A 12,294-nucleotide genomic window follows, 5' to 3' on the forward strand; every position below is an offset into this window, starting at 1 on the left:
TCTTCGAGGCATCGGGATTTGGATCACACCGTGACGGGCCAGCCGTCATCGAACGAAGTGTAGGGCCCGAAAGCGGGGCCGGACTCATCGTTATGGAGCAGAAAAGCTCTCAGAATTGCGCGAAAACAAGGAGCCCACTGCCCGGTCCGACATGCCCATCGGGCTCAGCGTGGGCTAAGTGGCGTCGGGGTCGAAGACCGTCCCGTTCGGCTTCTCGGGAGCCTTCCCGCCGTCGTCCCCGGTGGTTTTGTCGGTGGTCTCGCCCGCGGCGGTCGCCGCCGCATCGGCCGGACCACCCGGGCTATGCGGTTTGTCGAACTTGCCGGTCAGGAACGAGTCGTCGCCGTCGAGCAGGTGTTTGGTGATCGCGGCCCTCGGCGTCATGCCGCGCAGCTTCTGCAGTTCGGCCAGCGGTTCACGCAGGTCGTCGAATTCCGGTCCGAGGTCCTGGCGCAGCTGGCTGGTGGCCCCGCTGACATAGTCGCGAGCCTGCCGCAGCGCACCCGAGGTCCAGCGGATCGCACCGGGCAGGCGCTCGGGTCCCAGGATCACCAGGCCGGCGATCACCAGGATCAGCATCTCGCCCCACCCGATGTTGGCGAACATCGTTACTGCGCGGTCTGATCGTCGCCGGTCGGGGTCACCGTCAGCGTCATCGGCCTGCCGTCCCGGACCACCTCGATCGGGGCTTCCTGGCCGATCTTGAGCTGGCGAACCGCGACCACCATCTCATCGGCATCGGCCACCTTGCGGTCGCCGACCTTGACCACGACGTCGTTCTCCAGGATGCCCGCCTTGTCGGCCGGGCCGCCCGCCTTGACGTTCTTGACCTGTGCGCCCGACGCGATGCTGTTGCTCACCGAGACGGCGTTCAGTTGCAGCGTCGGGTGGGCGATCCGGCCGTTCTCGATCAGTGTCGAGATGACGTCCTTGGCCTCATTGACCGGGATGGCGAAACCGAGGCCGCTCGCGCTGTCCGACAACGACTTTCCGGCGGTGTTGATGCCGATGACGTCGGCGCTCATATCGATCAGCGGGCCACCGGAGTTGCCGTGGTTGATCGAGGCGTCGGTCTGGATGCCGTCGATGACGGTGTCGGTGTCCGAACCGTCCCCGGACAGTGGCACCGGGCGGTGCAACGCGCTGACGATGCCGTGCGTGACGGTGCTGCGCAGGCCGAGCGGGGCGCCCGCGGCGATCACCTCCTCGCCGACGAGAACCTTCTCGGAGTCACCGAGCTTCGCCACGGTGAGGTTGTCGACGTTGTCGACCTTGATCACGGCCAGGTCGGTCTTCGGGTCCCGGCCGACCAGGTTGGCCGGGACGTCCTTGCCGTCGTTGAACACGACCGTGATCTGGAAGTCGGCCGGTTTGTTGGCGGCCTCGGAGATCACGTGATTGTTGGTGACGATGTAACCCTTGCCGTCGACGACGACACCGGATCCCTGCGAACCCTCGGTCTTGCTCTTGGCCTCGATGGTGACCACGGAGTCCGCCACCGACGCGGCCACCTGCGCGAACCGGCCGGCGTCGGGTTCGGGGTGGTCACCGGTCTCCAGCGTCACCTTCGAGGTGGTGAAGGCCTGCACGGTACCGGCCGTCTTCTGGCCGACCCAGCCGCCGACGGCGCCGACCAGGATGGCGACCACCAGCAACGTCACCAACGCGACCCAGGACACCCGCCCGCCGAACAACACCTCGCGCAGGCTGAGCTTGCCCGCCGGCGCCGAAGCCTGCACCGGCGGCGGCGCAGGTTGGGCCGGGGTGCCAAGGCCGACCGCGGCCGCCGGATCCCGCCACGGATCCTCGATCGCGCCGAAGTCGGCATCGCGTTCGGCCTCGAGCGCGCCCGCATCGGCGGGGTGCCGCTGCAGCGAGTCGGCGGCCGCTGCGGGCCGCCCGAACGCCTCGGCCAGCACCGGATCCGGCGGCTGGTCGGTCGGCGCGTACTCGCCCTGATCCTGGTATTTCTCGGCGCCCTGGAACGATCCGTCGACGCCGGTGGGCCTGCCGAACGTGCGCTGCGAGGCCTCATCGACGGGTGGACGCTCGACCGAGCGCGGCGCCATGCGGTCGCTATCGCCGGACTGGTCCTGGTTGGTCACCGGTGTCTTCACTCTCTATCGGGGCGCCCCAGCCAGGAAGGCCGGCGCTGTCACTGATCGCTTCGGTCCAGCCTACCGACGCTTACGCCGGCCCCGCGTCGTGTCCTGCGTCAACGGCGCCTCCTCGGGCACCTCGGGGGGAGGCTGCGGCGTATGCGGTATCTGCGAAAGCATTCCGAGCAAGGCATTCGGGATGGCGATGGGACACGAATCTCGCAGGGCCGAGCGGGCCTGGCTCTGAGCATCGACCTCGGCCGCGCAGTCCGGGCACAGCGAGAGGTGATGCGCGGCCCGCAGATGTGCGGTCATCCGCAGCTCGCCGTCGACGAACGCCGCGATGGCCTCGATCGACAGATGCTCGGTGGAGCCGAACTGGCGGGGTGCGCCGACGGGCGCGTCGCTCTGCGAGGCGAACTGCGACGGAAGCCAGGAGAACGCGCGACGGAACACATGTCCCGGGTCGACCATCACCCAGCTCCTTTCGGTACGCACGGACGTCCTACTCCTGAATGTAGCGCGGGAAGCTGTACCCGACACCTGCCGACGCTCAGGCGGACCGGGCGGTTTCCGAAGAATGCTTGGCCAGATAGTCCCGCAGCGCCTGCCGCCCGCGGTGGATGCGGCTACGCACCGTGCCCAGCTTCACGTCCAGGGTCGCGCCGATCTCCTCATAGGACAGACCTTCGATGTCGCACAGGACCACCGCGGCACGGAACTCGGGGGGCAGCGAGTCGAGCGCGGCCTGCAGGTCGGCGCCCAGGTGCGAGTCGTGGTAGATCTGCTCCGGGTTCGGGTCGTCGGCGGGCACCCGGTCATAGTCCTCGGGCAGGGCCTCCATCCGGATCCGGCCACGGCGGCGCACCATGTCCAGGAACAGATTCGTGGTGATGCGGTGCAGCCAGCCCTCGAACGTCCCGGGCTGGTAGTTCTGCACCGAGCGGAACACCCGGATGAACGTTTCCTGGGTCAGGTCCTCGGCGTCGTGCTGGTTGCCGGACAGGCGATAGGCCAGCCGATACACGCGGTCGGCGTGCTGGCGCACCAACTCGTCCCAGGACGGCATCGCTGCCTGGTCACCGGTGGCGTCGAACACCGCGGTACCAGTCAGTTCGTCGGACGACTCCACCCACTCACCCTCGGTGAACTGCTCAAAATGCGCCATGGACACCGGGGCCGGCTGGGTTGTGGTGCTCGACTGCGTTGCGATCGTCTGATCCTCCTGCTCATCTGACTCATTGATGCCAACACGACTGGCAGTTTCGGTATTCCGATCGCCCTGCGGGCTCCAGCGGTCGTCGTGCTCCATGCGAGATACCGTTCCTGATCCCGGTGTGGCAGGTATATGAGCAAACTGAACTTTTACTGAGAATGCCGACGATAGCGGCTACAACCAGCGTGAACCAGCGATTATTCGCCGCCATTTCCCCTCCTGCGCGGGCGTGTCGCGGCACCGGCGGATATCCCTGGCCTACGCTGCGGGCATGGCCAGCTCCGACGACACCTCCGACGCGAACGGGTGCGGCGCGCACCCCAGCCGCGCCGAGGCGATCGCGACGCATGCCGAACGGTCGATCTCGGAGGATGCGATCGTGGCCGCGGCCCGCGAACGGGCCGACGACATCGGCGCCGGAGCGGTCACACCGGCCGTCGGCGCCCTGCTCAGCGTGCTGGCCCGGCTGACCGGGGGCCGCGCGGTCGTCGAGGTGGGCACCGGGGCCGGCGTCAGCGGGCTGTGGCTGCTGTCCGGTATGCGCGACGACGGGGTGCTCACCACGATCGACCTCGAACCCGAGCATCAGCGGATCGCCAAACAGGGGTTCGTCGAGGCCGGGGTCGGCCCGGGCCGCACCAGGCTGATCAGCGGGCGGGCCCAGGAGGTGCTGACCCGACTCGCCGATGAGTCCTATGACCTGGTGTTCATCGACGCCGATCCGATCGACCAGCCGCAGTTCGTGGCCGAGGGGGTCCGGCTGCTGCGTCCCGGCGGCGCGATCGTCGTGCACCGGGCCGCGCTCGGTGGACGTGCGGGCGACGCCTCCGCCCAGGACGCCGAGGTCGGCGCCGTGCGCGAGGCCGCCCGGTTGATCGCCGAGGATGAGCGGCTCACCCCGGTGCTGATCCCGCTGGGCGACGGCCTGCTCGCCGCCGCCCGCGACTGACCTGTCCCCGCGCGAGATCCCGCGCGAGCAGACGTAAACCTGCCTATTTCCGCCGGAAAATGGGCAGGTTTGTGTCTGCTCGGCCAAGAAAAGTGATCTTTACGGATTCCTGACGGGCCACTTCCTTGACGTTGCACTAAACAGCTGTTTAGCATCCTAAACATGCGTTCAGTCGATGATCGGACAACGATCGCCCGCATCCGCGACTCGGCGATCGAACAGTTCGGCCGGCACGGTTTCAGCGTCGGCCTGCGGAGCATCGCCGAGGCCGCGGGCGTCAGCGCGGCGCTCGTCATCCACCACTTCGGCTCCAAGGAGGGCCTGCGCAAGGCCTGCGACGACTACGTGGCCGAGGTGGTGCGCGAGGTCAAGTCCGAGTCCATGCAGACCGCCGACCCCGCCGAATGGCTGGCTCAGGTGGCCGCGATCGAGACCTTCACCCCCCTGGTCGCCTACCTGGTGCGCAGCCTGCAGACGGGCGGGGACCTGGCCAAGGCGTGGTGGCGCCGGATGATCGACAACGCCGAGCAGTACCTGGAGGAGGGGGTCCGGGCCGGCACGTTGAAGCCCAGCCGTGACCCGCGGGCCAGGGCCAGATACCTGTCGATCACCAGCGGCGGCAGCCTGCTGCTGTATCTGCAGATGCACGAGGACCCGACCGACATCGCCGCGGTCCTGCGCAGCTACGGCGAGGAGATGATGCTGCCCGCGCTCGAGGTCATGACCAACGGCGTGCTCGCCGATTCGACCATGTACGACGCCTTCGTCCGCCAGCACGAACAAGGCATCCCGTTCGTCGCCCCCGCCGAATCCGGCAGTGGCACAGCCGAACCGGCGTGACCTACGCCTGACACCCATCCATTCCATCGAGTGAGGATTCAATGCCGAATCGGTCACCTGCCGTCGAGATCCGTGGTCTGTCGAAGTCGTTCGGTCGCACCGTGGCCCTCGACGGGCTGAACCTGTCCGTCGCGCGCGGTCAGATCACCGGATTCCTCGGGCCCAACGGCGCGGGCAAGTCCACCACGATCCGGGTGCTGCTCGGGTTGCTGCGCGCCGAGGGCGGCGCCGTGCGGCTGCTCGGCGGCGATCCGTGGCGCGACGCGGTGGCCCTGCACCGCCGGATCGCCTACGTACCGGGCGATGTCACGTTGTGGCCGAACCTGACCGGCCTGCAGGCCATCGACTTCCTGTGCGGGCTGCGCGGTAACGGCACCGACCGGGACACCCGCCGCCGCGATCAGCTGATCGAACGTTTCGAGCTCGACCCGCACAAGAAGGCCCGCACCTACTCGAAAGGCAACCGGCAGAAGGTGGCCATCGTCGCGGCGTTCAGCTGCGACGCCGAGCTCTACATCCTCGACGAGCCCACCTCCGGTCTCGACCCGCTGATGGAACGGGTCTTCCAGCAGTGTGTCGCCGAGGCGGCCCACCGCGGCGCGGCGGTGCTGCTGTCCAGCCACATCCTCGCCGAGGTCGAAAAGCTCTGCGACAACGTCACGATCGTCCGGGCCGGCCGGACCGTGCGCTCGGGCACGCTGGCCGAGCTGCGCCATCTGATGCGCACCACGGTGACGGCACGCACCCGCGGCGACGGCCGGGCGCTGGCCGGGATCCCGTACGTGCACGAGTTCAGCTGCCGGGACGGCCGGATCAGCTTCTCGGTGGACCGGGCCGACCTGGAGTTCACCATGGAGCATCTGACCGACATCGGCATCGAGGATCTCACCGTCGCGCCGGCATCGCTCGAGGACATGTTCCTGCGCGAGTATCAGAGCGTGACGGCGTGAACAGCCCGGTGCAGGCACCATCCGCCGATACCGGCCCGACGGCGGGGACCTCACGGCTGACCGGTGTCGGGCAGCTGCTGCGGCTGGCCGTCCGGCGCGACCGGGTCCGGCTGTCGGTGTGGATCGCGGTGCTGACCCTGATGATGGCCTACGCGCCCAACGCGCTCGCACTGGCCTATCCGCAGGAACAGCAGCGGCTGGCCCGGATCGAGCTGCTCAAGACGCCGGCCGGAATGATGCTGGGCGGACCCATGTTCGGCCGCAACGAGACCGACCTCGGCGTGATGATGGCCAATGAGCTGACCCTCACCCTCATCATCACCACCTCGATCCTGGCGATACTCACCGTGATTCGTCACACCCGCGCCGAGGAGGAAAGCGGGGCAGCCGAACTGGTGTTGTCCTCGGCGGTCGGACGTGATGCCCGCACGGCCGCGGCCCTGATCCTGATCGGTGCGGTCAATGCGGTGCTGGTCGTCACGATGACGCTGGCGATGGCCTCGACCGGCCAGCCGCTGCTCGATACGGCGGCGATGTGCCTCGGCGTGACCGCGGTGGCCATGGTGTTCGGCACGCTGGCCGCCGTGACCGCTCAGCTGTGGCGGCAGGCCCGCACCGCGACCGGGGCGGCGATGGCTCTCCTCGCCTTGACGGCCCTGATCCGCGGCGTCGGCGATGTGATCGACAACTCCGGCAGCACGCTGAGCTGGTTCTCCCCCCTCGCATGGGCCCAGCAGATGCGCCCGTTCGCCGAATTGCGGTGGTGGCCGCTGGTTCTGCTGGTTGTCCTCGCCCTGGTTCTGACGGCCCTGGCGGGCCTGCTGGAGAACCGCCGTCAGTACGACGCGGGTACCGTCCCGGCCACCGGCGAACGGCCCGGCGCCCACCGGATCGGCGGGCCCATCCGGTTACACCTGGCCGTGCAACGCGGTCAGATCATCGGCTGGAGTGTCGGCTTGTTCCTGGCCGGCCTGGCATTCGGCTCGATGACGAAATCGCTCATGGACGCCGCCGAGGACAACGAACTCATCGCTCGGGTGCTGGCCGCGCAGGGCAACGACGGGGTGTACACCACGATGACCCAGTTCCTGGCGGCCGCCGCCGGGGCCTATGTCGTATCGGCGGTGCTGCGGGTGTACGGCGACGAGCAGAGCGGTCTGGGTGAGCCGGTGCTGGCCGGGGCGGTATCCCGCTGGCACTGGCTGCTCGGCGCGGTCCTCAGTGCCCTGCTGGGATCTTGCATCCTGATGTTCTTCGCCGGGTTGGGCAACGGGCTGGGCGCGGGACTGACGCTGGGAGAGCCGGTCACGATCGTGCGGCTGACCGCGGCCGGCCTGGCGTTCCTGCCCGCGATGGCCGTGCTGGCCACCCTGGCCGCCCTGGCCGTCGCACTGCGGGCGCCGTGGATCGGGTGGCTGGCGGTGACTTTTGTCGTCGTCGCGCTCTACCTCGGCGCGCTGCTGCGGCTGCCGCGTTGGCTCATCGAGCTGTCCCCGGTCGGGCAGACCTCGGTCCCCTCGGATTTCCCGGCGGTGTCGCTCGCCGTGATGCTGGTCGCCGCAACGCTATTGGCGGCGATCGCCGGACTGATCTACCGCAACCGCGACGTGGTGTGAACAGAACAGGAGAGGATCATGAAACTCGTTCTACAGATGCTCGGATCCAGTGCGTTCGGCCTGCTGCTCTTCGGCGTGGCCCTGTTCTGGCCGGCCGGCACGTTCGCCTATTGGGAAGCCTGGGTTTTCATCGCCGTGTTCGTCGCGACCACCATCGTCCCGAGCTTCTACCTGGCGGTCAAGAATCCCGCCGCGCTGGAGCGCCGCCTGCATGGCGGACCCGCGGCCGAAACCAGACTCGTGCAGAAGCTGGTTATCTGGGCGATCGTGGTGGCGGCGTTCGGGGCGCTCGCCCTCAGCTCCTTCGACCACCGGTTCGGCTGGTCGAGCGTGCCGATCGGGCTCGTCGTCCTCGGTGACGTCCTGGTCGGCGTCGGTCTCGTGCTCGCTCAGGCCGTGGTCTTCCAGAACAGCTTCGCCGGGGCCAGCATTCGGGTCGAGGCCGAACAGGAGCTGGTGTCCACCGGCCTGTACGGGCTGGTGCGCCATCCGATGTATTTCGGGGCGGTGCTGATGATGGCCGGGACCCCGCTGGCGCTCGGTTCCTACTGGGCGCTGCTGGTGGGTCTGGCGGCGGCGCTGGTCTTCGCGGTCCGGATCGGCGACGAGGAGAAGATGCTGCGGACCGAGCTCGACGGGTACGACGAGTACACGCACAAGGTGCGCTATCGCCTGGTGCCCTACGTGTGGTGAATCGAGTCCGGCATGAAGATCTGGCTGCGGGGTGGCGTGGCGGTCATCGTCGGGCTCGCGGTATTCCTCGGGTTGGTGTTCGGGCCGGCGGGCACACTGCACTACTGGCAGGGCTGGACCTTCATCGCGGTGTTCGCCACGGTCACCAACCTCCCGAGTATCTATCTGGCGCTGCGTGATCCGGCGGCGCTGCGCCGGCGCATGCGGGCCGGGCCCGCCGCCGAAACCAGGCCCGCGCAGAAGGTGGCGAGCGCGATGGCCTTTGGGTTGTTCGGTGCGTTGATCGCGGTGAGTGCGTTGGATCATCGGCTGGGCTGGTCGCCGGTGCCCGCGGCGATCTCGGTGGCCGGGGACGTGTTGGTCGCGGCCGGGCTGGGCATCGCGATGCTCGTGGTCGTCCAGAACAGTTACGCGGCCGCCAATGTCACGGTGGAACCGGGCCAGACGGTGGTATCGCACGGCCTGTACGGCGTGGTGCGCCACCCGATGTACCTGGGCAACGTGATCATGATGGTCGGCATACCGCCCGCGCTGGGCTCATACTGGGGGCTGGTTCTGGTCCTGCCCGGCATCGCCGTGCTCGCCGCGCGGATCCGTGACGAGGAGGCGCTGCTCAACCAGGAGCTGACCGGCTACCGGGAGTACACCCGCCAGGTCCGCCACCGGCTGGTGCCCCGGGTGTGGTGACGGGTTTCGGCCGAACCTCCCGCCCGCGCCGGGTCCGCGCGGCAATAATGACCGGGTGGAACTGCTGACCGGCCTCGGTCTGGCCACCGCGGCGGGATTGAACGCCTACATCCCGCTGCTGGCGCTGGGCCTGCTGTCCCGGTTCACCGATCTGCTGTCGCTGCCGCACGGGTGGGCGTGGCTGGAGAACGGCTGGGTGATGGCGATCGTCGGGGTGCTGCTGGTCGTCGAGGTGGTCGCCGACAAGATCCCGGCACTCGACACCGTCAACGACACCATCCAGACGTTCGTACGGCCCACCGCGGGCGGCATCGTATTCGGTTCCGGCACAGCTTCACAGACCGCCGCGGTCACCGATCCCGGGGCGTTCGCCCAATCCGGTCAATGGATTCCGGTGGCCATCGGGGTGGTCACGGCCCTGGTGGTGTCGCTGACGAAGACGGCGGTGCGGCCCGCGGCGAACGTCGCGTCCGCCGGGGTCGCCGCCCCGGTGCTGTCGACGGTCGAGGACGTCACGAGCATCGGACTGGTGTTCGTGGCGATCCTGCTGCCGGTTGTGGTCCTCGTGGCGCTGGCGTTGGGGGTGTTTCGGCTGTGGCGCCGATGGCGCCGACGTGCCCGTGCCAGGGTGCCGGCGCCGCCGGTGCCGGTCGACCCGTGGGAATGAGCGCGGAGACGCGCCCCGGCCTGATTTCCCGTCGCTTCGCTCGCCCCGGCGTGCTCAGATCCAGACGCCCTTGCCCACCGCGACCACGCCACCCGCACTGAGTGCGAAGCGCTCCCGGTCCTTGTCCAGATCGACGCCGACCATCTCACCGGGGCCGACGACGACGTTCTTGTCCAGGATCGCGTGCCGGACCACCGCACCGCGGCCGACCCGCACCCCCGGCATCACCACGCTGCCCTCCACGATCGCGCCGTCGTCGATCACCACGTTGGAGGAGAGCACCGAATTGCGCACCGAGGCCGCCGAGATGATGCTGCCCGCCCCCACGACCGACTCCTGGGCGGATCCGCCGTTGACGAACTTGGCCGGCGCCAGGTTCTCCGACTCGCCCCGGATCGGCCAGCGCTTGTTGTACAGGTTGAACACCGGATGCACCGACACCAGGTCCATGTGCGCGTCGTAGAACGCATCGAGGGTCCCGACATCGCGCCAGTAGCCGTGATCGCGTTCGGTGGCGCCGGGCACCTCGTTGTTGTTGAAGTCGTACACCGCCGCCATCCCATCGGAGACCAGCCGCGGAATGATGTCGCCGCCCATATCGTGATCGGAGTCGTCGTCGTCGGCGTCGGCGCGGATCGCATCGATGAGCACCTTGGTGGTGAAGATGTAGTTGCCCATCGACACGAAGGTCTGCTCGGGGTCGTCGGGGGTGCCGGGCGGATCGGCCGGTTTTTCCACGAACTCGCGGATGCGCCCCGAATCGTCGGCGTCGATGCAGCCGAACGCGGTGGCCTCCGCGCGCGGCACCCGGATACCCGCAACGGTGGCCCCCGCCCCGCTCTCGATGTGGAACTGCAGCATCTGCTCGGGGTCCATGCGGTACACGTGGTCGGCCCCGAAGATGATGATGTAGTCGGGATCCTCGTCGTAGATCAGGTTCAGCGACTGGTAGATGGCGTCCGCGGATCCGGTGTACCACCGTGGCCCGAGCCGCTGCTGGGCCGGAACCGGGGTGATGTACTCGCCCGCCAAGCCGGAAAGGCGCCAGTTCTGACTGATGTGGCGGTCAAGTGAATGCGACTTGTATTGCGTGAGAACACAGATCCGTAGGTACCGGGCGTTGACCAGATTGGACAGCACGAAATCGATCAGCCGGTACGCGCCGCCGAAGGGAACCGCCGGTTTCGCCCGATCCGCCGTCAACGGATACAGCCGCTTGCCCTCTCCCCCGGCCAGAACTATGCCCAGCACATGTGGCAACTCCCTCATGGGTGCCAACCTATCCGCCTGCCAGCACCGCGGCCAGCCATTGACACGATTGGTCGCCGGTGAGGAGGTCTGGTCGGCGGTCCGGATTGGCAACGCGGAAAACAACTCCGCGAACGTTGTCCACAATCGTGCGGCCGGGCCCGGCGACTACTACCGTGCCAGTTATGCGGGTGGCCATGATGACTCGGGAGTATCCACCCGAGGTGTACGGCGGTGCCGGGGTGCACGTGACCGAACTCGTCGCCCAGCTACGCCACCTGTGTGAGGTCGACGTCCACTGCATGGGGGCACCACGGGACGGGGCCGTGGTGGCGCAGCCCGATCCGGCGTTGCGGGGTGCCAACCCGGCGCTGTCGACGCTGTCGGCCGACCTGAGCATGGTCAACACCGCCGCGCAGGCCACCGTCGTGCACTCCCACACCTGGTACGCGGGGATGGCGGGCCACCTCACCGGGCTGCTGTACGGGATTCCGCACGTGCTGACCGCGCATTCGCTCGAGCCGTTGCGCCCATGGAAGGCCGAGCAACTCGGCGGCGGCTACCGGGTGTCCTCATGGGTGGAACGGACCGCGATCGAAGCCGCCGACGCCGTGATCGCGGTGAGTGCGGGCATGCGCGCCGATGTGCTGCGCACCTATCCGGCACTCGATCCCGGCCGGGTGCACGTGGTGCGAAACGGTATCGACACCACGGTCTGGTACCCCGGGCCCCCGGTCGAGGGTGAGTCGGTGCTGGCCGAGCTGGGGGTCGATCCGAACCGCCCGATCGTGGCGTTCGTCGGGCGGATCACCCGGCAGAAAGGGGTGGCGCACCTGGTGGCGGCCGCCCATCGGTTCAGTCCCGACGTGCAGTTGGTGCTGTGCGCGGGAGCACCCGACACCCCCGAGATCGCCGCGGAGGTGTCCACGGCGGTGGGCGAGCTGGCCAGCGCCAGGACCGGGGTGTTCTGGGTGCGGGAGATGCTGCCGATTCCCAAGATTCGCGAAATTCTTTCCGCAGCAACAGTTTTCGTGTGCCCGTCGGTGTACGAGCCGCTGGGTATCGTCAATCTGGAGGCGATGGCGTGCGCGACGGCGGTGGTGGCCTCCGACGTCGGCGGCATCCCCGAGGTGGTCGCCGACCACCGCACCGGACTGCTGGTGCACTACGACGCCGGCGACCCCGAGTCCTTCGAGACCAGCCTGGCCGACGCGGTCAACTCGCTGGTGGCCGACCCGGGGGCGGCCCGCACCTACGGCCATGTTCGTCGGGGCCACCCGACATCCCGATCGGGGTGACGTTGACCAGCACCGCCGCGGTGAGGTCGCC

At 68.4% G+C, this 12,294-nt stretch carries 13 protein-coding genes; 8 read left to right on the forward strand and 5 right to left on the reverse strand.

Features of this window, described 5'->3' with window-relative positions; genetic code table 11:
- Window positions 1-174: 174 nt before the first annotated feature.
- The 4 genes from tatB to sigE all read right to left on the reverse strand — a co-directional run bounded on the left by tatB (window position 175) and on the right by sigE (window position 3,411).
- Entirely contained in the window at window positions 175-606 is a 432-nt protein-coding gene (gene tatB, locus ACWDTP_RS19465) for a Sec-independent protein translocase protein TatB (RefSeq protein WP_450022661.1), read from the reverse strand.
- Window positions 607-608: 2 nt separating this feature from the next.
- Window positions 609-2,105 (reverse strand): serine protease HtrA, encoded by a 1,497-nt coding sequence (gene htrA, locus ACWDTP_RS19470; RefSeq protein WP_450022663.1) that lies wholly within the window; start codon window positions 2,103-2,105, stop codon window positions 609-611.
- Window positions 2,106-2,177: 72 nt separating this feature from the next.
- Window positions 2,178-2,573 (reverse strand): anti-sigma E factor RseA, encoded by a 396-nt coding sequence (gene rseA, locus ACWDTP_RS19475; protein ID WP_450022665.1) that lies wholly within the window; start codon window positions 2,571-2,573, stop codon window positions 2,178-2,180.
- A 79-nt stretch (window positions 2,574-2,652) separates the two neighbouring features.
- Window positions 2,653-3,411 (reverse strand): RNA polymerase sigma factor SigE, encoded by a 759-nt coding sequence (gene sigE / locus ACWDTP_RS19480; protein WP_450022667.1) that lies wholly within the window; start codon window positions 3,409-3,411, stop codon window positions 2,653-2,655.
- A 175-nt stretch (window positions 3,412-3,586) separates the two neighbouring features.
- Between sigE and ACWDTP_RS19485 the strand changes: the two genes are divergently transcribed.
- From ACWDTP_RS19485 to ACWDTP_RS19515, 7 genes are all read left to right on the forward strand, one after another.
- The gene (locus ACWDTP_RS19485) at window positions 3,587-4,264 is read left to right on the forward strand and encodes an O-methyltransferase (RefSeq protein WP_450022669.1); all 678 of its coding nucleotides are present in this window, start codon (window positions 3,587-3,589) and stop codon (window positions 4,262-4,264) included.
- Window positions 4,265-4,417: 153 nt separating this feature from the next.
- Window positions 4,418-5,104, forward strand: coding sequence for a TetR family transcriptional regulator (locus tag ACWDTP_RS19490; RefSeq protein WP_450022685.1), 687 nt, complete (start codon window positions 4,418-4,420; stop codon window positions 5,102-5,104).
- Window positions 5,105-5,145: 41 nt separating this feature from the next.
- Window positions 5,146-6,054: an ATP-binding cassette domain-containing protein gene (locus ACWDTP_RS19495; RefSeq protein ID WP_450022671.1), complete on the forward strand. Its 909-nt coding sequence runs from the start codon at window positions 5,146-5,148 to the stop codon at window positions 6,052-6,054.
- Complete coding sequence (locus ACWDTP_RS19500) at window positions 6,051-7,670, forward strand: ABC transporter permease (protein ID WP_450022673.1); 1,620 nt, start codon at window positions 6,051-6,053, stop codon at window positions 7,668-7,670. The genes ACWDTP_RS19495 and ACWDTP_RS19500 overlap by 4 nt, the downstream gene beginning before the upstream one ends.
- An 18-nt stretch (window positions 7,671-7,688) precedes the next feature.
- The gene (locus tag ACWDTP_RS19505) at window positions 7,689-8,363 is read left to right on the forward strand and encodes a methyltransferase family protein (protein WP_450022675.1); all 675 of its coding nucleotides are present in this window, start codon (window positions 7,689-7,691) and stop codon (window positions 8,361-8,363) included.
- Window positions 8,364-8,375: 12 nt separating this feature from the next.
- Window positions 8,376-9,050, forward strand: a complete 675-nt coding sequence (locus ACWDTP_RS19510; protein ID WP_450022677.1) for a methyltransferase family protein — start codon at window positions 8,376-8,378, stop codon at window positions 9,048-9,050.
- Window positions 9,051-9,105: 55 nt separating this feature from the next.
- On the forward strand, window positions 9,106-9,717 hold the full coding sequence (locus tag ACWDTP_RS19515) for a DUF4126 domain-containing protein (protein WP_450022679.1): 612 nt from the start codon (window positions 9,106-9,108) through the stop codon (window positions 9,715-9,717).
- Between the two features lie 54 nt (window positions 9,718-9,771).
- Here ACWDTP_RS19515 and glgC read toward each other — a convergent pair whose 3' ends face one another.
- Complete coding sequence (gene glgC, locus ACWDTP_RS19520; protein WP_450022681.1) at window positions 9,772-10,986, reverse strand: glucose-1-phosphate adenylyltransferase; 1,215 nt, start codon at window positions 10,984-10,986, stop codon at window positions 9,772-9,774.
- Window positions 10,987-11,150: 164 nt separating this feature from the next.
- On the opposite strand from glgC, the gene glgA reads away from it, so the two are divergent.
- Window positions 11,151-12,263, forward strand: coding sequence for a glycogen synthase (gene glgA, locus ACWDTP_RS19525; protein ID WP_450022683.1), 1,113 nt, complete (start codon window positions 11,151-11,153; stop codon window positions 12,261-12,263).
- Window positions 12,264-12,294: the final 31 nt, after the last annotated feature.

This window comes from Mycobacterium sp. NPDC003449, from assembly GCF_053588415.1.

Bases quoted from the DNA above. Each gene is read 5' to 3' on its own strand.
- glgC (WP_450022681.1), bottom strand. From the start codon at position 10,986: ATGAGGGAGTTGCCACATGTGCTGGGCATAGTTCTGGCCGGGGGAGAG.
- ACWDTP_RS19495 (WP_450022671.1), top strand. From the start codon at position 5,146: ATGCCGAATCGGTCACCTGCCGTCGAGATCCGTGGTCTGTCGAAGTCG.
- ACWDTP_RS19510 (WP_450022677.1), top strand. From the start codon at position 8,376: ATGAAGATCTGGCTGCGGGGTGGCGTGGCGGTCATCGTCGGGCTCGCG.
- glgA (WP_450022683.1), top strand. From the start codon at position 11,151: ATGCGGGTGGCCATGATGACTCGGGAGTATCCACCCGAGGTGTACGGC.
- tatB (WP_450022661.1), bottom strand. From the start codon at position 606: ATGTTCGCCAACATCGGGTGGGGCGAGATGCTGATCCTGGTGATCGCC.
- rseA (WP_450022665.1), bottom strand. From the start codon at position 2,573: ATGGTCGACCCGGGACATGTGTTCCGTCGCGCGTTCTCCTGGCTTCCG.
- ACWDTP_RS19505 (WP_450022675.1), top strand. From the start codon at position 7,689: ATGAAACTCGTTCTACAGATGCTCGGATCCAGTGCGTTCGGCCTGCTG.
- ACWDTP_RS19485 (WP_450022669.1), top strand. From the start codon at position 3,587: ATGGCCAGCTCCGACGACACCTCCGACGCGAACGGGTGCGGCGCGCAC.
- sigE (WP_450022667.1), bottom strand. From the start codon at position 3,411: ATGGAGCACGACGACCGCTGGAGCCCGCAGGGCGATCGGAATACCGAA.